The organism is Finegoldia sp. P3-F-LR (assembly GCF_052932165.1).
Map to the genome: position 1 here is coordinate 40,192 of NZ_JBRFJE010000005.1, position 21,577 is coordinate 61,768.

A 21,577-nucleotide genomic window follows, 5' to 3' on the forward strand; every position below is an offset into this window, starting at 1 on the left:
TATGAAAAACAAATTTAAATTAGTATTGTTAGTTATGGTGTTGATGTTGGTGATGGTATCTTGCAAAAAAGCAGATCCAATAACACTTCCAAACGCCAATGATTCACAAGTAATCACAGTTACAAAAATCGAAGAAAACAAGGAAGGGCCAACGGCATCCATCACTTCGAAAAAAGATATCGTAGACACAATTAAATTGATAAAAGAAAAAGCAAAACCAACTAGAAAAAAATCAAACAACGACACACCTGCGAATACAAAAGATTTTAGAAAAATGGAAATATTCTACGGAAAAGACGAAAAAATGACGTTGTATTTGTATCAAAACAAAAAATACTACATTGAAAAACCATACGAAGGAGTGTGGGAAATCGACAAGGATACGTTTAACAAATTAATCGGTGCGATGTAGTTTTATAGAAGAAATTTATTGTGTAGATAAACCATCATAAACGAATATCTAGACTTTAAAAATTGTTGATTTCTAAATCTCAAATTCCTAAAATTGCAAACTCGTTTCACACAAACAGTGCAATTTTTAACGGATTTATCGATTTGAAATCAAATCAATTTTTTCCGTATGATATTCTTAGTATGATTGGTTTACTACTAACTATTACAAAAATTTAGAGTGCATTTCGATGCGCTCTTTTTTCTTTGAAAAAATATTGCATCTGTGTCTAATCTGTATTATAATAAGTAATACAAGGAGGACAGAATGATTAACATAAATACGACGAGTGATGTTCCAATTTACACTCAAATTCGAAACGAGATTATTAGAGAAATTGCCAATGGGAACTTACAAAATGGCGACGAACTTCCTTCTGTTAGACAATTTGCAAATGATTTGGGAATTAATCCTATGACGATTAGCAAAGCTTACAATATTTTGAAGGATGAAAAAATAATTGTAATAGATAGAAGAGTTGGGGCGAAGATTTGCGTGGACGAAGGTTATTCACGAAATTCATTTGAAGATGAATTGAAACTACTGTTGATGGAAGCGAAAATTCGCGGCAAATCACAAAAGGATATTAAAAATATAGTGGAGGAAATTATAAAATGATGTTGCAATTTATTTTATTTTTTAGTTTGGTGTTTATTTTGTTTATCATAAGAAGATTTAACATATATACATTGAAAATAAACGATACATTTATGTTGTTTACAAACTTTCCAAAAGGTTATGAAGATGACGAATTCATCGTCGATTTGCTGGGAAAAACTAAGAAAAAATTGAATATTTTATTTGCGGTGAGCATTGTTTTATCTTTTCTTGTGTTACTTGATTATGATTGGATAATGCTTGTATATTACAATTTAATAGTCGTGTATCTTGTGAGTGCAAATATTATCGAATACAACGCAATGAAAGAAATACGACAATACAAAAAAGACAATAATATATCGACTGAGAGTAGTATTTTGACGTATGATTTGAAGACTTCAAGAGATATTGAAAAAAAGAAAATCAAACTAAAAGCCTGGATAATTCCGCTGGTAGTTCAAATCGTATTGTTGGTAGCTTTTTTCAAAAACAGTGAGATGTTCTTCGTCTACATTTTGTTGCAAGTCGCAATGAGTGTAAGTACGATATTAACGGGATGGTTTTTGGGAAGGAAAAACACCAAAGTTTATTCGACTAATTCTGATGAAAACTTAAAGTTGAATGAAGAAAGCATCATAAAAGTACAACAAACGATGTATGCGATATATATAATGTTTATAGTTTTGGGATTTGTTGTAGCTTACTACTCATCAAAAGATATTTACAGAATTTTCCCGATTTTTTCATACATTGTTTTGTACACATTAGCGATAATATTGGTTCTTTTTAAATATCAAACCATGGCAAAAAACTTAATTGCGATTAATAGCGACTTGTACAATGGGGACTTCTTTGATCCGTGGGGTTATTATAATCCGAAAGATGACAGGATTATGGTTGAAGATATTAGCGTAAGAAATGGTAATATGACATTTAATAGGGCAAAATTATCAGGCAAAATACTATATGCATTGACGGCAGTTTTATTGATTTCAGTTGAATTTTTGATGATAAATATGAGTTTACCAAAAACGTATACTGTTGATAACACGCCAAGCACTCTTACAATCACTGAATCTGTTTACACCACTGTAATTGACAAAAAATTAATCGAAAAAGTTGAGCTAATCGAAGATGTCAACAAAACAGATGGAGTTAGGTTAAATGGAACATCATTGAAACACTATTCCTATGGAAAGTTTTCAATAAAAGGAATTGGAAACTGTGATGTGTACATTCATAATGACAATCCAAGAGCAATTTGGATTAAGACTAAGGATAATAAAAACCTTGTGTTTAATTTCCCAACTGTAAAAGAAACCGAAAAGTTTTATAAAAATTTACGCTAATCGTTTTTTTTTGTAAATTCTGGGTATATATTAATTAATAAATATTAGTAGAAATATTTTATTAATATGGGAGGGAATTTATGAAGAAATTTTTGATGGTTGCATTATGTATGATGATGCTTGTATCGTGTGGGAAAAAAGAAGTGTACAAGGGCGTAGAATCCAGCGTAAAAGTAGATAGAATCAAAAAAATGGATTCTCACAACAAATACACAGATAAGTTAAAGAACTCTGAGTTTATTCAGAAATTGTATGGAGATAAAATTGTCGTGTTAAAAGATGGCAAGAACTTTATTTACGACGATTCCAAGGACGAATTGGTACAACTAGATGATGGATATGGAATACACGATGTAGATAATAAAGATTATCTCCTTTATAAATCAGATGAATCTTTTGCTTCTAAGTTGATGATTAAAAGTGATGATGGAATGAAAAACCTCACATCAACAGAGCATATTAGTGATGCTAAGTTATCGGATAAAAATGTGTATGCTATGGTTTTGCGTTCTGATTCTCCAATTAAATTTTTTGAATGTGAGATTTTCAAGAATAATAATGACGCATTTGAATCTACTGGCAAAATTGGAAAATTAATCAAAAACGATAAGTCTGTAATGTATATGCATTATGAGAAGGACAAATTAACTGTCAAAGATATGGACGATAAGGAAATCTTCAGTAGAGATTTGAAAGAAGATGAGTTTCCGATTGATGTTGTGATGAATAATAAAGATGTCTTCTATTCTTTGTACGATTTTAAAACTGGAAATTCAAGGTTGTACAAGAATGATAAGTTGATAATGGAATCCACTATAAAAGGTTATGAAAATGTATTGAAAAGATTTAAAGTATCTAAGAAATATATGACTTGGTTGGACAATAAGATTGCTTATAATCTAGAAAAAGATAAACTCGTATTTTTTGAAGATGCAAAAGATGATACAATGATCGTTTCAATAGGTGATAGCGTGTACAGTTTGAAAATCAAAAACTCAATTGGAGTTTTCAATGATGAAACAATAAAATTCAAATAGACAATCAAAAAAGCAATGATTCCGATGAACCATTGCTTTTGAATTTAACCTAATAATCTTCTTGCTGTAACGAATGTTCTTTGGTAATATCTTGAGTTGATATCTGATAAGATAACTCCTGTTGATGGTGTAGAAGCGTGGATTAATTTGTTGTTACCAACGTAAATTCCAACGTGACTTATTCCGCCACCACCTGTTGCAAAGAACATCAAATCGCCTTTTTTCAAGTTTGATTTGGAAACTTTGTGTCCATAAGAAGCTTGTGCTCTTGAACTTGGGCTTATTGAAATTCCATAAGCTTGTCTGTAGAGGTAAGATGTAAGTCCTGAACAGTCAAATGATCTAGGGCCACGAGTTCCCCAAACGTAAGGCTTACCTAATTGTTTGTAAGCAAGATTTACGATTTTGTCTAATTTATTAGTTTGTTTTGGTTGTTCTTTTTTAGGTACATTTACTAATGCATCTACTTTTGGTTTTGCTTGTAGTGATTTACCAGCTAACAAATCTTTAATTCCATTTACTACGAAATTATCGATAGTGTTTTTTCCACCAAATACCATTGTGTACATGATGTTTGACTTGTTTTGTCTGAAGAAAGATTCCACAGAGTTTGATTTTTGTTCTTGTGTTTTGTAATCTTCGTTTCTTGGAACGTCCATTTTCTTAACCAAAACTATTGGGGCGTTGTATTTTTGAGCTACAGGAGATGCTGCAAGTACATCTACAAATTTTTCTCCACTAGCTACAATTGTTCTTTCAGAATTTACACCGACTTGTTTTGCAACTTTTACAGATGTTTGGTATCTGTCAGATCCTGCAATTCTAGTAACTTTTGCAAGTTTAGAAAGTTCATTTTCAACAGCTTTTGAAACTGAATTTTGTCCACCTACTATAGTGATGTCTCCCAAAAGGCCTTTTTTGCTGAAAGAATTTAAGTATTCTTTGATTGATTTTGGCACTTCATTCTTTTTAACTAAAAGAACTGGAGCGTTCTTTTTCTTAGCTAAAGAAGTTGAAGAAATAGAATCTGCAAAGTTTTCACCAGATGCGATAACTACGTTTTGTTTCTTGTTAGAAACTGGGTGAGACGTAGTAGCTGATTTTGCATTGACTTCGTATCTGTCTTTGCCTTTAACTCTGATGACTTCAATTCCCATACCGTTTAATTCGTCAACTACTTTTGAACTAATAGTTTTTTCGCCACCAGTTATGTAGACTTTTTTGACACCTTTCAAAGCTTCTTTTGTCAAGTTGTCTAGTTTGTTGGAATCAGTGTAAAGAATAGGTGATTTACCATTTGAAATGTTTGTTGCACTGATTGAATCTGAAAATTCGTTTGAATTCACAACTACAGCAGTGTCTGCATTTTTGAATTCTTTTTCTTTGATTTTCTTAGCTGTTTCAAATCTGTTTTTTGCGTCTATTCTTTCTGTTTTTGCACTTTTTTGTGATTTGACTTCAGCTTCTTTTTTTTCTGTATTATTTTGATTTTTATTAGATATTACTTTGTTATTTTCATCTAGCTTTACTTGTATCTTAGTTGTTGTTTCAGTTTTACTTGAATTATCTAATATAGCTTTAACATTTGTTTCTGACTTGTTATTTTCATTATCTGCAAATGAAACATTTGCTCCCAAAGATAATGATACAGCCAAAGTCATTACAAGAAGTGGCTTCTTAAAATTATTCATGTATCCTCCTAATATACTTCAATGAGCTAATTTTAATTGCTCATTATTTTTGTAACCAATTTGTAACTTATTCAAATTACTCTAATAGTTTACAAGAATTTTTCATAACTTTCAAACAAATTTGACATTTATTGGTTTAATTTGCACAATGTGCTAGATTTTATGTAAAATTTGCTCAAAACTATTTACAAATTGAAAAATTTGTGAATTACTTGAAAATCACACTTCCCATAAAATAGGGAATAGTTTGTAACCAATTTGTAACTTTTAGGGAAAAAGATGAAATACGCCACTGAAAAACTTAATTATTAAAAAAATGTAACAATTACTGGTTTTTATGAAAAATCGCTTAAAATTTATTTGGTAACGACTGAAAACTGACATTGTGTCTCAAAATCATTGTAAAAAATTACATTAAAAAAGCACTGATACATCAGTGCTTAATAGTTTCTATTATAAGATGTAGATTTTGACGTTTCTAACTCCCCAGTTACGTGATTGGGCTTTAGTATCCATAACTACATCAATTTTATTTCCTTTAATAGCTCCGCCAGTGTCTTCTGCTGTAGCAAATCCGTATCCTTCTACATATACTCTAGTTCTCAAAGGAATAACTCTTGGGTCTACTGCGATAACACCGCGTCTAATTTTAGTTCCGATTGCTGTTACATTCCATCCACCGTTTTCTCTAGGATCAGAAGTGTAAGCTGTGGATCTTACTGTAAATACTCTTTTTGCTTTTGCAAGTTGAGCTTGTAATGAATCTACAGGTTTAGATTTTTCAGTTTTACTTTTTCTTAGTTCAGCTTTTTCTTTTTTGTATAATGCATCTGCTTTTGGTGCAGTTTTAAGATTTTTACCTGCTAACAAATCAGATATAGATGATGATACGAAATCGGAAATTGAATGATTTCCTTCACAAACTATAACTTGGTCTATGGATTTGTTGTTCTTGAAGAATGCTTCCATAGTTGAACTTTTGTCGTTTGAAGAATAATCTTTTGTTCTTGTTACATCGTTAGGTTTTGTCAATATTAAAGAAGCATTTAACTTAGTAGCAACAGGTGTCATTAATAATGCATCGTTGTAACCATTGCCTTCAGCTACGATTACTCTTTTTGCATTAGGGTTAACTTGTTTTGCAACTTTTATGTTAGTAGTGTATCTGTCACGACCAGCAATTCTACTTACATTATTACTAAAAGTTTTTAAGTATGATTCTACTTGTTGAGATACTGATAAGTTACCACCAACGATTGTTATACTTCCTATAGCATTGTTTCTCTTTAAAGATAATAAATAACCTTTGATAGATGTAGGAACTTCATTTTTTCTAACGAAAAGTATAGGAGCTTTTTTGTTTTGAGCTAAAATAGCAGATGATATAGCATCACTATGATTTTCGCCTGAAGTTATAAGTATATTTGTTTTTTGTTTTGTATTTGGATTATGTGTTTTTGCTGCAACCTTAGAATTAACTTCGTATCTATCGTGTCCAGCAATTCTTTCTACAATTATTCCCAAACTTTTAAGTTGTTCAACAACTGAATTGCTAACGGATTTTTCTCCACCTAAGATGTAAACTTTTTTAGGTTTGTTAGCTTTTAAGTTTGCCAAAGTTTTACTATCTAATGAAGATTGGTTAGTAAATAATATTGGAGTGTTACCTCTAGATAATGAAACAGCAGATAGTGAATCTACAAAAGTTGAGCTATTTGTCAAAATAACTGTGTTTGATTCTGAAAAATATTCATCTCTTATATTAGTAGCTGTTTCGAATTTACTTGATGAAGTGATTTTCTTCACATCGGCTCTTTTAACTGCTTTTACTTCAGCAGGTTTTTTCAAAAGTTCTTTTGAATCTTCAAAGTCTTCTTTCAAATCTTCCTTACTAGTTTCTTCTTTATCTTCTTTTTCAGTATTTTCAGTATTAACTTTTTCAGTTTGTTGTGCATCATTGGATTTGATGGAATCCTCTGTATTCACATTTTCTTGATCTTTAATTGTATTTTGCAAATTTGTAGTGTAATTTAAAGCGTCATGTTTTACTTCTTCTACAAGCTTTGTATTGTCAACATCAGCAAATGAAGAAGTTGCATTTAAAGCAGAAAAGGTAAACATTAATCCCATCACTAACAATGGTTTTTTTATATTGTTCATTTTTCCTCCTAATTTTACGATTAAAAGTTTTTAATCTGCAAATTTAATATAATATATTGTAACACATTTGTAACTTGTTGTAACTTTTTTGTAATAAATTAGGTTAAAAAAACGTTAAATATTACAAAAACGTAACAATTAAGTTGTGATTTCGTCATTTATTATCGAAGATTGTTTGCTTATATACAGATTAGATAATAAAATATAATAAGGAGGGAACTTATGAAAACAGTAAAATTAAGTGCGGTTGTTAAAAAATTAGATTTGCACGTTGTAAGGACAAGTTCTGATTACGAAACAATTGAGATTACAAATTCTGAAATAAATAGACCAGGATTACAATTATCTGGTTTCTTGGAAGAATTTCCATTTAGAAGAATTCAGTTGTTCGGTAAGGCTGAACTTGCATATTATATGGCGATGGATATGGAGCTTAGAAAAGAAAGAGTAAGAGCAATGATGGAATATGATATTCCTTGTATTGTTTTTTCACATTATGCTCAAATTCCTGATGAAGTTAGGCAATTAGCTGAAGAATACGATAAAACTCTACTAATTTCAGATAGAACAACTACCAGACTTATCTCAGCATTGGATGAAGTATTGGAATATTTTCTTAGTGAGGAAGATACAATCCACGCTTCTCTGTTGGATGTTTTTGGTATGGGTGTTTTGTTGATGGGAGACAGTTCTGTAGGAAAAAGCGAGACTGCTTTAGATTTGGTTACTAGAGGTCACAGACTTGTTGCAGATGATGTGGTTGAAATTAGAAAAATCGAAAAAGGATTGTTGGCACAAGCTCCTCTTAACATTAGACATTATTTGGAAGTTAGGGGTCTTGGAATTTTAGATATTCAAAGGTTATACGGTACAGGTTCTGTAAGATTAACTACGTTTATCGATTTGGTTATAAAGCTAGAAAAATGGCAAGACGATAAAGAATACGACAGAATCGGACTTGACGATCACACTACTGAACTTTTGGGGGTTGAACTTCCATATCTTGAAGTTCCTGTAAAACCAGGTAGAAATATTGCAATGATTGTTGAGGTTGCAGTTAGAAATCAAAGGCAAAAACTTTTGGGTTATAATGCGGCACAAGAGTTAAATAATAAGTTAATTGCAAATATGAAAAAAGATACTGAAGAACACAGAAAGCAGTTAAAAAATAACAAAAATTAATTTCACAATAAAATTTTTTGATGAAGTTTGTTATTCTTGCAATGAGAATTTTATTGAGTTATAATAACTCATAGAGCGGAGTTCGTCCGTTTTAAATTAAACAATTTATTTATTTATATATAGGGGGTTAAATAAATGGCAAAACACATGAAAACCATGGATGGAAATACAGCCGCTGCTCACGTAGCTTATGCATTTTCAGATGTGGCAACTATTTATCCAATTACTCCATCATCACCAATGCCTGAAGCAATTGATGTATGGGCAGCAGATGGACGTAAGAACTTATTCGGTGAAACTGTACAAGTAACTGAATTACAATCAGAAGGTGGAGCAGCTGGTTCAGTACACGGGGCTTTAGTTGCAGGGGCTTTGGCATCTACATTCACAGCATCACAAGGTTTATTGTTGATGGTTCCAAATATGTACAAGATTGCCGGAGAAAACTTACCTGGCGTATTCCACGTATCAGCAAGAGCTTTAGCATCACATGCGCTTAGCATTTTTGGTGACCACCAAGACGTTATGGCAGCAAGACAAACTGGTTTTGCATTGTTATGTTCAGGTTCAGTACAAGAAGTTATGGATTTAGCAGCAGTAGCTCACCTTTCTTCTATTAAAGGTAAAGTTCCATTCTTACATTTCTTCGATGGTTTCAGAACAAGTCACGAAATTCAAAAAATCGAAGTTATGGATTATGAAGATTTGGCAAAGATTGTTGATTGGGAAGCTATTGATGAATTCAGAAGAAATGCTTTAAATCCAGAAAACCCTAAGACTATGGGTACAGCTGAAAATCCAGACGTTTATTTCCAAGGTATGGAAGCATCTAATACATACTATGAAGATATCGTTGGTATCACTGAAAACTATATCAATGAAATTAACAAGATTACAGGCAGAAACTACGGATTATTCAACTACTATGGTGCTGAAGATGCTGAAAATATTATAGTAGCTATGGGTTCAGTAACTGAAACTATTGAAGAAACTGTTGATTATTTAGTGTCTAAAGGAGAAAAAGTCGGAGTATTAAAAGTTCACTTATACAGACCATTCTCTAAAGAACATTTCTTAAATGCTATTCCAAAAACAGTTAAGAAGATTGCAGTTTTAGATAGAACTAAAGAAAAAGGTTCATTAGGAGAACCTCTATATCTTGACGTTAGAGATTGTTTCTACGATCATGAAAATAAACCAGTTATCGTTGGTGGTATCTACGGTTTAGGTTCAAAAGATACAACTCCAACTCACATTAACACAGTTTACGAAAACTTAAAACAAGATCAACCAAGAACACAATTTACTATCGGTATAGTAGATGATGTTACTCACAGATCATTAGAAGTAAAAGAAACTATAAACACTTCACCTGAAGGAACTATAAGATGTAAGTTCTGGGGATTTGGTTCTGACGGTACAGTAGGTGCTAACAAATCAGCTATCAAGATTATAGGTGATGGTACTGACATGTACGCTCAAGGTTACTTCGATTATGACTCTAAAAAATCTGGTGGGGTTACAATGTCTCACTTAAGATTTGGTAACAACCCAATTCACTCAACTTACCTTTTAGATGAATCAGATTTCATTTCTTGTTCAAAACAAGCTTATGTATATCAATACGATTTATTAAGAGGTTTAAGAAAAGGTGGTACATTCTTACTAAACTGTATCTGGAATGAAGATGAATTAGACACTCACCTTCCAGGCAAATTAAAGAAATATATCGCTGAAAACGACATTAAATTCTACACTATCAACGCTTCTAAGATTGCAGCAGAAGTAGGATTAGGTGGAAGAACTAACATGATTATGCAAGCTGCATTCTTCAAATTATCTAAAGTATTACCTATAGATGAAGCTATTAAGAAATTAAAAGAATCTATAGTTGCTAACTACGGTAGAAAAGGTGAAGACATTGTAAACATGAACTACGCTGCAGTAGATCAAGGTATCGATCAACTTGTAGAAATCAATGTTCCAGCTGAATGGAAAAATGCTGAAGAAGACGTTGAAAAAGACGCTAACCTTCCAGAATTCGTAAAAGAAGTTGCAAGTGTAATGAACGCACAACAAGGTAATGATTTACCAGTATCTGCATTCAAAGACAGAGCAAATGGTGAATTCCCAATGGGAACTTCAGCTTACGAAAAGAGATGTATCGCTCTTAACGTTCCAGAATGGCAAATGGATAAATGTATCCAATGTAACCAATGTGCTTATGTATGTCCACACGCAGTTATCAGACCATTCTTATTAAACGAAGAAGATAGAAAGAACGCTCCTGAAACTTTCGAAAGCAAAAAAGCAGTTGGTAAAGGATTTGAAGATTTAACATTCAGAATCCAAGTTTCACCAGCAGACTGTACAGGTTGCGGTAACTGTGCTGATGTATGTCCAGCAAAAGAAAAAGCATTAATCATGAAACCTTTCGAAGAACAACATCTTGCACAAAAAGACAATTGGACTTACGCTGTAGAAAAAGTTGGATACAAAGAAGACTTAATGCCAGCAGAAAAAACAGTTAAAGGTTCACAATTCCAACAACCATTATTTGAATTCTCTGGAGCATGTGCTGGTTGTGGAGAAACTCCATACGCTAAATTAATCACTCAATTATACGGTGATAGAATGCTTATAGCTAACGCTACAGGTTGTTCATCAATCTGGGGTGCAAGTGCTCCTTCAACTCCTTACTGCACAAACGCTGAAGGTAAAGGACCAGCTTGGGCTAACTCATTATTCGAAGACAATGCTGAATACGGATATGGTATGCACTTAGCTATCAAGAAGATTAGATTACAATTAAAAGAAAAAATGCAAGCATTCTTAGACTTGAACATTGAAAGTCCATTGAATACACCATTCAAAAAATTCGTTGAAAACATGGACGATGTAGCTACATCGAAAGCATGTGCAGCAGAAATCTTACAACACTTAGATGACAATACAAACAACGAAGAAGCTGAAGAATTATTGAAATATATAAGAACAGACAGAGACTTCTTAATTAAGAAATCTGTATGGATCTTCGGTGGAGACGGTTGGGCTTACGATATCGGATACGGCGGATTGGATCACGTATTAGCATCAGGTGAAAACATCAACGTTATGGTATTCGATACAGAAGTTTACTCAAACACTGGTGGACAAGCTTCTAAGTCAACTCCAACAGCTGCTGTAGCACAATTTGCTGCAAGTGGTAAGAAAGTTAGAAAGAAAGATTTAGGCTTGATGGCATCAACTTACGGATACGTATACGTAGCACAAATCGCTATGGGTGCTAACCAAAATCAAACATTAAAAGCTATTAGAGAAGCAGAAGAATATGATGGACCATCATTAATCATCGCTTACTCACCATGTATCAACCACGGTATTAAAGCTGGTATGGGTAAGAGCCAACGTCAAGAAAAATTAGCTGTAGAAGCTGGTTACTGGCACTTATACAGATTCGATCCAACTCTTGCAGAAGAAGGAAAGAATCCATTCCAATTAGACTCTAAAGAACCAACTGGATCATTCCAAGACTTCATCAGAGGAGAAGTAAGATACTTGTCATTACAAAAATCATTCCCTGAACAAGCTGAAGAATTATTCCAAGAAGCTGAAAGAGATGCTAAGGAAAGATACAACACTTACAAGAGAATGGCAGAAATGGATTATTCTAACTCAGTAGAAGATACAGATGCAGCAGAAAAAGAAGAAAACCTTGATAAAGAAGGTAAGAAAGTTGAATCTGTAGAAAAAGCTAAGGAAGAAGAAGGCGCAAAGAAAGAAGACGTCGTAAATCCAAATTCTACAAATAGATAATATAACGAAAACACTGTGAGAAAATCTCGCAGTGTTTTTTATTGCAAGTTTTTAACAATTTGAAAAATCATTTATAGATTTTTTCTATAAATGATTAAAAAGTTTATAACGTTGATTTTTCAATGATAAAACGAATAAAAAAATCAATAAATTTTCTAATTTGTTAAAATTCGAATGAAATTGGTAGGATTTATAGAAAGTTTCAATAAATGAAGAATTTTTAACAATATTTCTGGTTTTATTAGAGAATTAGTGATATCATATAAATGAAATATAAACTTTAGGAGGGTTTTATGAATTTTTACGAAGAATCAAGAAAATTTGCATTGGAACATGTAGAACCATATGCAAAGAGATCAGATGAAGAAGGTAGATTTCCTGTAGAATCATTTGAAGAAATGGGAAAAGCTGGTTACTTCAAATTACTTATTCCAGAAGAAATGGGTGGTTTAGGAAAGACTGCTGTTGAACACCAACAAGCTGTTTTAGCATTCGCTGAAAGCAACCCAACTGCTGGTCTTTGCTACATGATGCACAACGTTGCTTTAATGACTGTTCTTACTAATGGTAATGAAGAATTAAAGAAAAAAGTTGTTAAAGACATAGTTGAAAACAACAAATTTATGGCTTTAGCATATTCTGAATTCGGAACTGGTACTCACTTCTACATTCCAGAAATCAAAGTTACTAAAGACGGTGGAAAATTCGTTTTCAACGGAACAAAATCAATGGTAACAAGTGCAACTCATGCAAGCTATTACTTAATTTTAACTCCATCAACTGAAAAAGAAGGAGACATCAACAACTGGTTAATTCCATTGGAATCTGAAGGTTTAGAATTCAAGATGAGTCATTGGAAAGGTATTGGTATGAAAGGTAATGTTTCATGTCCAATGACTATGAATGATGTTAAATTAGACGAAGTTAACAGAATCGGCGAAGAAGGTTCAGGTGTTGACCAAGTATTTAACGTAGTTGCCCCATATTTCATTTTAGGTTTAGCTAGTGTATACACTGGATTGAACTTAAGATTATCAAAAGTTACTAATGATTACGCATTGAAGAGAAAATACCCTTCAGGACAATGTTTAGCTAACATTGAAACAGTACAAGTTCACTTAGGTAAGATTTATTCAAATGGTATGAGTGCAAAAGCTCTTACAGAATTAGCAGCTAGATCTTTAGTTGATGGTGAAGAAGATGCAGTATGTAAGATTATTGCAGCAAGAGTTTGTGCTATCGAAAATGCAATTGAATCTTCAACACTTGCAATGAGAGTAGGTGGAGGTAAGACTTACAACTGCGCATCCGAAATCCAAAGATTAATGAGAGATGCTTACGCTGGACAAATTATGGCTCCATCACTAGACGTTCTTAACGTTTGGTTAGGAAAAGCTATAACAGGTCAACCACTTTTATAGGAGACTTAATGGGAATTTACGAACAAGCAAAAAAATTTGCAAAAAAATATTTAGAAGAAGAAGGAAAAAAATCTGACAAGGATTGCACTTTCCCAAAAGAAGCATTTGAAAAAATGGGAGAAGAAGGATTTTTAAAACTTTTGATTCCTGAAGAAATGGGCGGACTTGGCAAAGGAGCAAAAGAACATCAAGAAGTTACAATGGCATTTGCTGAATACAATCCATCTGCAGCATTATGCTATATGATGCATAATGTTGGAATCAGTGGAGTGTTGGATTATGGTCAAAAAACTTTAATTGATAAAATAGTAAAAGATGTCGTTGAAAATAATAAATTTATGGCATTGGCTGATTCAGAATTTGGTAGTGGAACACATTTTGGTAATCCAGAAATGACCTGTACTAAAAATGGAGACGACTATGTGTTCAAGGGTACTAAATCAATGGTAACAAGTGCAACTTATGCAAGTTATTATCAATATAACAGTAAATCAGCTGAATTTGAAGGTAAAACGACATATTGGGTTGTTCCATTGGAATCTGAAGGTTTGAGTTTCAATATGGAATATTGGGATGGAGTTGGAATGAGAGGAAATGTTTCTTGTCCAATGAAATTTGACAATGTTAAGTTGACATCTGATTACAGACTAGGGGAAGAAGGCGGAGCAGATGAAGTCGCAAGTGTTGTAACAAAGATGTTTTTACTTGGACTTGCTAGTGTATATGCTGGTTTAAATATTAGAATATCAAACATTACTAATAAATACGCTACAAGTAGAAAATATCCAAATGGAAAATGCTTAGCAGATATTGAAATTGTTCAAATGTATTTGTCTAAGATATATTCAATGGCACAAAGCGCAAGAACACTATCAGAAGATGCAGCAGAAGCTATAGTTAATAATAGCGAAGATATGCTTAAAAAAATTATTGCAGCAAGAGTGACTTCAATTGAAAATTCAATGAACTCAGCTACACTTGCAATGAGAATTGGCGGCGGAATCACTTATAATAAGAAGACTGAAATAGAAAAGTTGATGAGAGATGCCTACGCTGGACAAATTATGGCACCATCATTGGATGTTCTCCATGTAATGTTAGGTGGTATTTTAGCGACAGAAAACAAGTAAATAGAACACAAATGTCAATAAAAAGGTAGGAATTATGGATATTTACGAACAAGCAAAAGAGTTTGCGAAAAATTATTTAGAAACGGCTGGGAAAAATTCAGACGTGGATTGTTCATTTCCAAAAGAAGCATTTGAAAAAATGGGAGAAGAAGGTTTTTTAAAACTTTTGGTTCCAGAAGAAATGGGTGGACTTGGCAAAGGAGCGAAGGAACACCAAAAAGTAATTATGGCTTTTGCTGAGTATAATCCGTCAGCTGCATTATGTTATATGATGCATAATGTAGCATTGAATGCTGTAATTAAATGTGGACAAAAAGATTTGTATGAAAAAGTTGTGGATGATGTAGTCAATCACAATAAGTATTTGGCATTGGCTAATTCTGAATTTGGAACAGGAACTCACTTTGGTAATCCAGAAACAACTTGCATAAAAGATGAAAATTATTTTGTATTTAACGGAACAAAGTCAATGGTAACTACTGCTACGTTCGCTAGTTATTATTTGTTCTTGAGTAAATCATGTGATTTTGAAGGTAAGACTACTTATTGGACAGTTCCTTTGGAATCTGAAGGATTGAGTTTCAATATGAAATATTGGGATGGAGTTGGAATGAGAGGAAATGTTTCATGTCCAATGAAACTCGAAGATGTTAAGTTAACAGACATGAATAGATTAGGAGTGGAAGGAGAAGGTCCTGAAGTTTCTAAAATAGTTACTAAGTTTTTCCTATTAGGTCTAGCTAGCGTATATTCTGGCTTAAATATTAGACTATCAAAAATCACAACAAATCATGCAAAAAATAGAAAGTATCCAGATGGAAGATGTTTAGCAGATATAGAAATTGTTCAAATGTATTTGTCCAAGATCTACTCGAAAGCACAAAGTTCAAGAACATTAGCAGAAGATGCAGCTGAAGCATTAGATAGAAATGATGAAGATGCTTTACAAAAAATAATAGCTTCCAGAGTTATTGCAATTGAACATGCGATGGAATCCTCAACTCTTGCAATGAGAGTGGGTGGAGGAATTAGTTACAATAGAAAGACTGAAATTGAAAAATTGATGAGAGATGCTTACGCTGGACAAATTATGGCACCATCTTTAGATGTGTTGCATGTTATGTTAGGACAATCTTTATCAAGTAAATAAAATAGGAGGAATTAAATGAAAAAATTAAAAATAGGTGCAGTTATTTACGCTCCAAGAGTTACAGTAATATGGGAAATGATTGAAGAATTTTTCAAGGAAAATGGAGCAGAAATCGAAGGAGTATTCTTCAAAGACTACAAACTACAAGTAGATGCTTTAATGAATGGAGAAATTGATGGAGCATGGAATTCCCCATTAGCACATTTAGACGCTCATTTGAGATCTGACGGAAAAGATAAGATCGGATGTATGAGAGATACTGATAGAGATAAGAAAACTTATCTAGTAGTTAAAAAGGGAAATTTTGATAAAGTTTCTGATTTAAAAGGAAAAACAATAGGATTTGGAGCTATTGATTCTCCACAAGCAAGACTTATTCCTATAAACTATTTACATCAAAATGGTTTAGAATATGGTAAAGATTACACTGAAAAAAGATTTGATATCGGTGTTGGCTTACATGGAGACCACGTTGGTGGAGAAAAAGACAGCATGATTGCTATGGTTAATGGAGAAGTTGATGCATCATTCTGTTTAAGTACAAATTATGATGCTTGGATTAGTGATGGTACACTAGACAAAAACGAAGTTGAAGTTTTAGATAAAACTGATAACTTTGACCATTGTATATTTACATTCAATCCTGAAGTTTCTGATGAAGACATCAAAGCATTTGATGACATTATGTTCAAGATGGATTACAACAACGAAAAAGAAAAAGAAATCATGGATCTTGAAGGATTAAAACAATGGATTCCTGGTAGAAGAGAAGGTTTCAAACAAATTACTGAAGCTAATGAATATTTAGGAAATTTCTTAAAGGAATTCAATAGTGAACAATAAATTATTCAATACCTCTTTGATAGGATCTATGCCAAGAGGAGACGAAATAATGAAAGCTCGTAGGATGTTAAAGGCTAATATGATTAGCCTTTCTGACTACGAACAATTGGTATATGATAAGACTAAAGAAGTTATAAAATTACAAGAAGATTTGGATATCGATGTAATCACAAGTGGAGAAATAGAAAGAGACAATTACGTATCTTTTATTTCTGAAAAACTAGGTGGAGTAACTCAAATGAGTATGGCCGAAATGCTAGATTACGTCGATGATAAAAGAGAGTTCGAAAATATTTTGACGACATTGGATGTTCCTGCTACATCTATTAAGAACGCTATTTGTACTGGCAAATTGGAATATAAAGGAGACATTGTATCAGAAGAATTAAAACTTTTGAAATCATTAACTGATAAGCCTGTTAAGATTACAATGCCTGGTCCTTACTTGGTTACAAGAAGTATGTGGCTTGCAAATGTTAGTTCCAAATATTACGACAGTAAGGAAGATTTGGGAGAAGATGTAATTGATATCTACAGAAAAGAAATCAAAAATCTTCAAGAAATCGGAGTAGATGTAATTCAATTTGATGAACCAGTTCTTACAGAAATTGTGTTCACTGAAGGTAAACCAAGAACATTTATGTGTGCATCTTTGTCTACTAGAAAAGATCCAACTGAAGAGTTAAAGTTTGCCACACATTTGATAAAAAGCGTGATGGATAGTGTCGATAGGGACAAATCTATTTGTTCACTTCACGTGTGTCGTGGTAATTGGAGTAAAAACGAAAGTATTTTATTGACAGGCCCTTATACTCCGCTTTTAGATTTGTTTGCAGATATCAATGCTGATTTATTGGCGTTAGAATTTTCTACTCCAAGAGCTGGGGAATTAAAAGCATTACTAGCTGATGAAAGAATCAATAACAAAGTGATTTTGGGACTTGGAGTGTTAAATCCAAGATTGGATGATAAGGAAGATACAGATGGAATTTACAAAAGAGCCAAGGAAGCTCTTACATTTATCGACAAGGATAAATTATGGCTAAACCCAGACTGTGGATTTGCTACATTCTCCAATAGACCAGTAAATGAATACGACCACATAAGAGAAAAACTACAATCGATGATTGATGCTAGAAATAAATTGAGGAAAGAATATGAATGATGATATAAATTCATTCCAAAAGAGTTTCAGAGCTATTGTATCCGATGATTTGGTCAAAGTTTACAACGAAAAATCATGTATTCCTGTGGACTCATCTATTTCATTTGATTCAGAAAAAGAAGAATTTACATCAATTGATTTTTTCGTAAGCTCCATCGTTTCAGAGTTGATTTTGACTATGATGAGAGTTGCAAAGAAAAGAAACACTATATTACAAGATATCGAAGCTAAGGTGAACTTAGATATCGACAATCCGATGTATCTGTTAAATGTTATAGGTTTTGAAGATAAGAGTATTATCAACAAAATCAATATTGACATTTATTTCTTCTCATTTTATGAAGGAGAAGAATTGCAAGAGTTTTTGGATGAAGTTTTGGATAGAACTTTGATTTACAATTCTATAAAAGATTTGGTAAATGTTAATTTTAAAACTGTTTTATAACTTGTAAATTATTTTATTTGTGATATAATATTAGGAAATATTTAAAAATATTAAATTCAATAGATAAGATAGTAGTATAAATGAAACTTCAAGAGAGGAAATGGTTGGTGCGAATTTCTAAGAGAAGTTTATATGAATGGGGTTATCTGAATTTTGAATGAAAAATAGTAGTTCAAAAAGTGATTCTCACTTTACAGGGATAGGATATGGAAGTATCTGAAAGAGATGTGTGCATTTTTGCACATAAATTAGGATGGTAACGCGAGTTTTGACACTTGTTCCTTTTGGGGAACAGGTGTTTTTTTATTATAAAGGCAGGTGAGTGTAATGAAATGAACTTATGAAATGATTTTAGAAGAGAAAAATTTTATGAAAAAGAAAGGAAGATATTATGGATTCAAAAAAATTAACAGTAAGTTCGATATTTTTAAGTGTAGGATTATTGCTTCATTACGTTACACCTGCGTTGTTCATGGGAGTAAAACCAGATTTTTTGTTAGTAATGATGTTTTTGGCAATATTATTTATGGATAATGTAAAAGAAGCTTTTGTGTTGAGTTTGTTTGCAGGGGCAATTGCAGCTTTTACAACAAGTTTCCCAATGGGACAGCTTCCAAACATAATTGATAAATTAGTTTCAGGAATTATTGTATTTTATTTGTTCAAATTGATGGGAAAAACCAGCAGAAAATCCAATCTCATATTTGCGATAGGAACTTTGACAAGTGGATTTGTATTTTTATCTCTTGCAATTCCAATGGGAATGGGTACAGAAAATTTTGTAGAGCTACTACCATCAATGTTTGTTGCAGTGTGTTTACCAACTTCAGTTTTGAATACAATTGTGGGAATTTTCTTCAAAAAAATAATTTATCGCACAAATTACATCAAAATCAACGCTCAATAATGCTATTTATCTAAAATTAGTATATACTAGTAATATAGATAAAAAAGAGGTGATTTTATGAAATACGCAGAAGAAGGCGTGCAATATCATTTGAATATTAAAAATGGAGATGTAGGGAAGTATGTAATCCTTCCAGGAGATCCAAAAAGATGCGAAAAAATTGCAAAGTATTTTGACGATGCAAAATTAGTAGCAGATCATAGAGAATATGTAACATACACTGGAACTATAAATGGAGAAAAAGTTTCTGTAACAAGCACTGGAATCGGTGGTGCTTCTGCAGCAATAGCAATGGAAGAACTTGTCAAAGCAGGTGCAGATACTTTCATAAGAGTTGGAACTTGTGGGGGAATTCAAGAAGATGTAAAAAGTTCTGATGTGGTTATAGCAAATTCAGCTATAAGAGCTGAAGGAACGAGTAAAGAATACGCTCCGATAGAATTTCCTGCAGTTGCAAACTTAGATGTGACAAATTCATTGGTAAAAGCTTCAAAAGATTTGGGGCACAATTACCACGTTGGAGTTGTTCAATGCAAAGACAGCTTCTATGGACAACACGAGCCAGAAAAAATGCCTGTGTCATACGATTTATTAAACAAATGGGAAGCTTGGAAAAGGCTTGGCACATTGGCAAGTGAGATGGAATCGGCAGCTCTTTTTGTAGTTGCAAATTATCTTCGAGTAAGATGTGGATCTTGTTTTTTGGTTGTAGCAAACCAAGAACGTGAGAAAAAACACTTAGACAATCCTGTGTGTCATGATACTGATGTAGCCATTAAAGTTGCAATTGAAGCAATAAAAAACTTGATAGAGAAAGATAAACAAGAATAAATGGTGGAAATTTAATTTTAAATTTTGACAATTTATATGTAGGGTGATATAATAAAAACAGTTAATAACGTTTTCATTTTATCCATTAAATGGGTATCTCCTTATGTTAAAAAAACAAAACTAGGTCACATAACCTAGTTTTGTTTTTTTATTTCATCTTGAAGTTTTTCTAATTGTTGATAAATTTCATCATCTATAGTAACAATATTTTCAGTAGATTGTTTTCTTTTCCTTAGCTTAGATCTTCTGAGGTTTTCTTTTAAAGTTAGATAATTTTTCCAAAGTTCATTGGCACTAATTCTGATACCTCCACGCGATAAAATAATTCTTTGAATCATTCCATCGTTACTAGCCACATACATTTTGTCGTGCTTTTTCATATCGTTGACTTTTCTTTCAATGTATCGGTCAGCAGATTCGTGTTCCTTTGTATAAACCACCGTCAAATTATCGCGTTTTTCTTCGATGCTCATTCCACCTTTTACAAGATACGCATCAAAAACCACATAAACTTGTTCGCCGCTTAGATTTTGATATTCTTTCATTATATCAATGAGCTCTTCACGGGCACTGTCCAAGTCCACGTCATTTGATAATTTGTACAAATTCGGCCAAGCGTTAATTATATTATAACCATCGACATAAAGATAAATCTGTTTATTTTTCATACCTTTGGCGTATGATTTCATAAATTAGAATACTCGCAGCATTTGATGCATTGAGTGATTCTGTTTTTCCATACATAGGGATTTTAATTAACTGATCACAGTTTTCTCTGACTAATCTCGAAATACCCTTGCCCTCGTTTCCAATTACAAGACCAATAGGTCCTTTCAAGTTAGCTTGTGTGTGAGTTTGTGAAGCTTCTCCACAGGCTCCGTAAATCCAAATGTTATGTTCTTTTAAATAATTAATTGTCGTGGTTATATTGGTTACACGTGCGATTTTGATATTAAAAACAGCTCCTGCACTTGTTTTAATTGCAGTTGCATTTACTTCACATGCGCGATGTTTTGGAATTATAACTCCGTGGCATCCAGCAACTTCTGCAGTCCTGATGATGGATCCCAAATTGTGAGGATCTGTGATTTCGTCCAAAATTATCAAAAAAGGATCTTCATTTATTTTTTTGGCGTAAATTATCATTTCATCAACGCTTGAATAACCAAAACTTGGCATTTTTGCCATAACGCCTTGATGAGCAGTGTTCTCTGCGAATTTTTCGATGTATTTTTTATCGACGTATTCGACTTTTATTCCCATATCGTAAGCTTTTTTTTCTATTTTTTTAATAAATCCTTTTAATTCGCCTTTTTGTATGTATATATTGGTTACTCCCATATCCATTTCCAAAGCTTCCATAACAGGATTTCTACCGACTAAATATTGCATTTATTCT

18 protein-coding genes are annotated in these 21,577 nt (G+C 32.7%); 14 read left to right on the top strand and 4 right to left on the bottom strand.

The window, feature by feature from the left end; translation table 11 throughout:
* Position 1: 1 nt before the first annotated feature.
* The 4 genes from ACU68U_RS03230 to ACU68U_RS03245 all read left to right on the top strand — a co-directional run bounded on the left by ACU68U_RS03230 (position 2) and on the right by ACU68U_RS03245 (position 3,437).
* Complete coding sequence (locus tag ACU68U_RS03230) at positions 2–412, top strand: DUF5301 domain-containing protein (protein WP_446762747.1); 411 nt, start codon at positions 2–4, stop codon at positions 410–412.
* 306 nt (positions 413–718) lie between these two features.
* Entirely contained in the window at positions 719–1,069 is a 351-nt protein-coding gene (locus ACU68U_RS03235) for a GntR family transcriptional regulator (protein WP_094206842.1), read from the top strand.
* The gene (locus ACU68U_RS03240) at positions 1,066–2,400 is read left to right on the top strand and encodes a PH domain-containing protein (RefSeq protein ID WP_446762748.1); all 1,335 of its coding nucleotides are present in this window, start codon (positions 1,066–1,068) and stop codon (positions 2,398–2,400) included. The genes ACU68U_RS03235 and ACU68U_RS03240 overlap by 4 nt, the downstream gene beginning before the upstream one ends.
* Positions 2,401–2,480: 80 nt before the next feature.
* A complete protein-coding gene (locus ACU68U_RS03245; RefSeq protein WP_154271660.1) occupies positions 2,481–3,437 on the top strand; it encodes a hypothetical protein in 957 nt (318 codons plus the stop codon).
* Between the two features lie 44 nt (positions 3,438–3,481).
* On the opposite strand, the gene ACU68U_RS03250 is transcribed toward ACU68U_RS03245, so the two are convergent.
* The gene (locus ACU68U_RS03250; RefSeq protein WP_094206845.1) at positions 3,482–5,128 is read right to left on the bottom strand and encodes a cell wall-binding repeat-containing protein; all 1,647 of its coding nucleotides are present in this window, start codon (positions 5,126–5,128) and stop codon (positions 3,482–3,484) included.
* 453 nt (positions 5,129–5,581) lie between these two features.
* Positions 5,582–7,288, bottom strand: coding sequence for a cell wall-binding repeat-containing protein (locus ACU68U_RS03255; RefSeq protein WP_446762749.1), 1,707 nt, complete (start codon positions 7,286–7,288; stop codon positions 5,582–5,584).
* A gap of 222 nt (positions 7,289–7,510) precedes the next feature.
* Here ACU68U_RS03255 and hprK point away from each other — a divergent pair, with 222 nt between their 5' ends.
* From hprK to udp, 10 genes are all read left to right on the top strand, one after another.
* Positions 7,511–8,470: an HPr(Ser) kinase/phosphatase gene (gene hprK / locus ACU68U_RS03260; RefSeq protein WP_446762750.1), complete on the top strand. Its 960-nt coding sequence runs from the start codon at positions 7,511–7,513 to the stop codon at positions 8,468–8,470.
* Between the two features lie 135 nt (positions 8,471–8,605).
* The gene (gene nifJ, locus ACU68U_RS03265) at positions 8,606–12,286 is read left to right on the top strand and encodes a pyruvate:ferredoxin (flavodoxin) oxidoreductase (RefSeq protein ID WP_154272931.1); all 3,681 of its coding nucleotides are present in this window, start codon (positions 8,606–8,608) and stop codon (positions 12,284–12,286) included.
* A 293-nt stretch (positions 12,287–12,579) separates the two neighbouring features.
* A complete protein-coding gene (locus tag ACU68U_RS03270; protein ID WP_094206849.1) occupies positions 12,580–13,707 on the top strand; it encodes an acyl-CoA dehydrogenase family protein in 1,128 nt (375 codons plus the stop codon).
* A gap of 8 nt (positions 13,708–13,715) precedes the next feature.
* Positions 13,716–14,837 (top strand): acyl-CoA dehydrogenase family protein, encoded by a 1,122-nt coding sequence (locus ACU68U_RS03275; RefSeq protein ID WP_094206850.1) that lies wholly within the window; start codon positions 13,716–13,718, stop codon positions 14,835–14,837.
* Between the two features lie 34 nt (positions 14,838–14,871).
* Positions 14,872–15,987, top strand: coding sequence for an acyl-CoA dehydrogenase family protein (locus tag ACU68U_RS03280; RefSeq protein WP_094206851.1), 1,116 nt, complete (start codon positions 14,872–14,874; stop codon positions 15,985–15,987).
* 15 nt (positions 15,988–16,002) lie between these two features.
* On the top strand, positions 16,003–16,830 hold the full coding sequence (locus ACU68U_RS03285) for a phosphate/phosphite/phosphonate ABC transporter substrate-binding protein (protein WP_446762751.1): 828 nt from the start codon (positions 16,003–16,005) through the stop codon (positions 16,828–16,830).
* Entirely contained in the window at positions 16,820–17,995 is a 1,176-nt protein-coding gene (locus ACU68U_RS03290; RefSeq protein WP_446762752.1) for a cobalamin-independent methionine synthase II family protein, read from the top strand. Before ACU68U_RS03285 ends, ACU68U_RS03290 begins: the two co-directional genes overlap by 11 nt.
* Positions 17,988–18,440 (top strand): OsmC family protein, encoded by a 453-nt coding sequence (locus ACU68U_RS03295; protein ID WP_094203338.1) that lies wholly within the window; start codon positions 17,988–17,990, stop codon positions 18,438–18,440. Before ACU68U_RS03290 ends, ACU68U_RS03295 begins: the two co-directional genes overlap by 8 nt.
* Before the next feature lie 391 nt (positions 18,441–18,831).
* Positions 18,832–19,347, top strand: a complete 516-nt coding sequence (locus ACU68U_RS03300) for a tryptophan transporter (protein ID WP_094206854.1) — start codon at positions 18,832–18,834, stop codon at positions 19,345–19,347.
* A gap of 57 nt (positions 19,348–19,404) precedes the next feature.
* The gene (gene udp, locus ACU68U_RS03305) at positions 19,405–20,178 is read left to right on the top strand and encodes a uridine phosphorylase (RefSeq protein WP_094206855.1); all 774 of its coding nucleotides are present in this window, start codon (positions 19,405–19,407) and stop codon (positions 20,176–20,178) included.
* 134 nt (positions 20,179–20,312) lie between these two features.
* On the opposite strand, the gene ACU68U_RS03310 is transcribed toward udp, so the two are convergent.
* Positions 20,313–20,846 (bottom strand): NYN domain-containing protein, encoded by a 534-nt coding sequence (locus ACU68U_RS03310; protein ID WP_094205354.1) that lies wholly within the window; start codon positions 20,844–20,846, stop codon positions 20,313–20,315.
* Positions 20,836–21,570, bottom strand: a complete 735-nt coding sequence (gene rlmB / locus ACU68U_RS03315) for a 23S rRNA (guanosine(2251)-2'-O)-methyltransferase RlmB (protein ID WP_304115952.1) — start codon at positions 21,568–21,570, stop codon at positions 20,836–20,838. The genes ACU68U_RS03310 and rlmB overlap by 11 nt, the downstream gene beginning before the upstream one ends.
* Positions 21,571–21,577 lie beyond the last annotated feature (7 nt).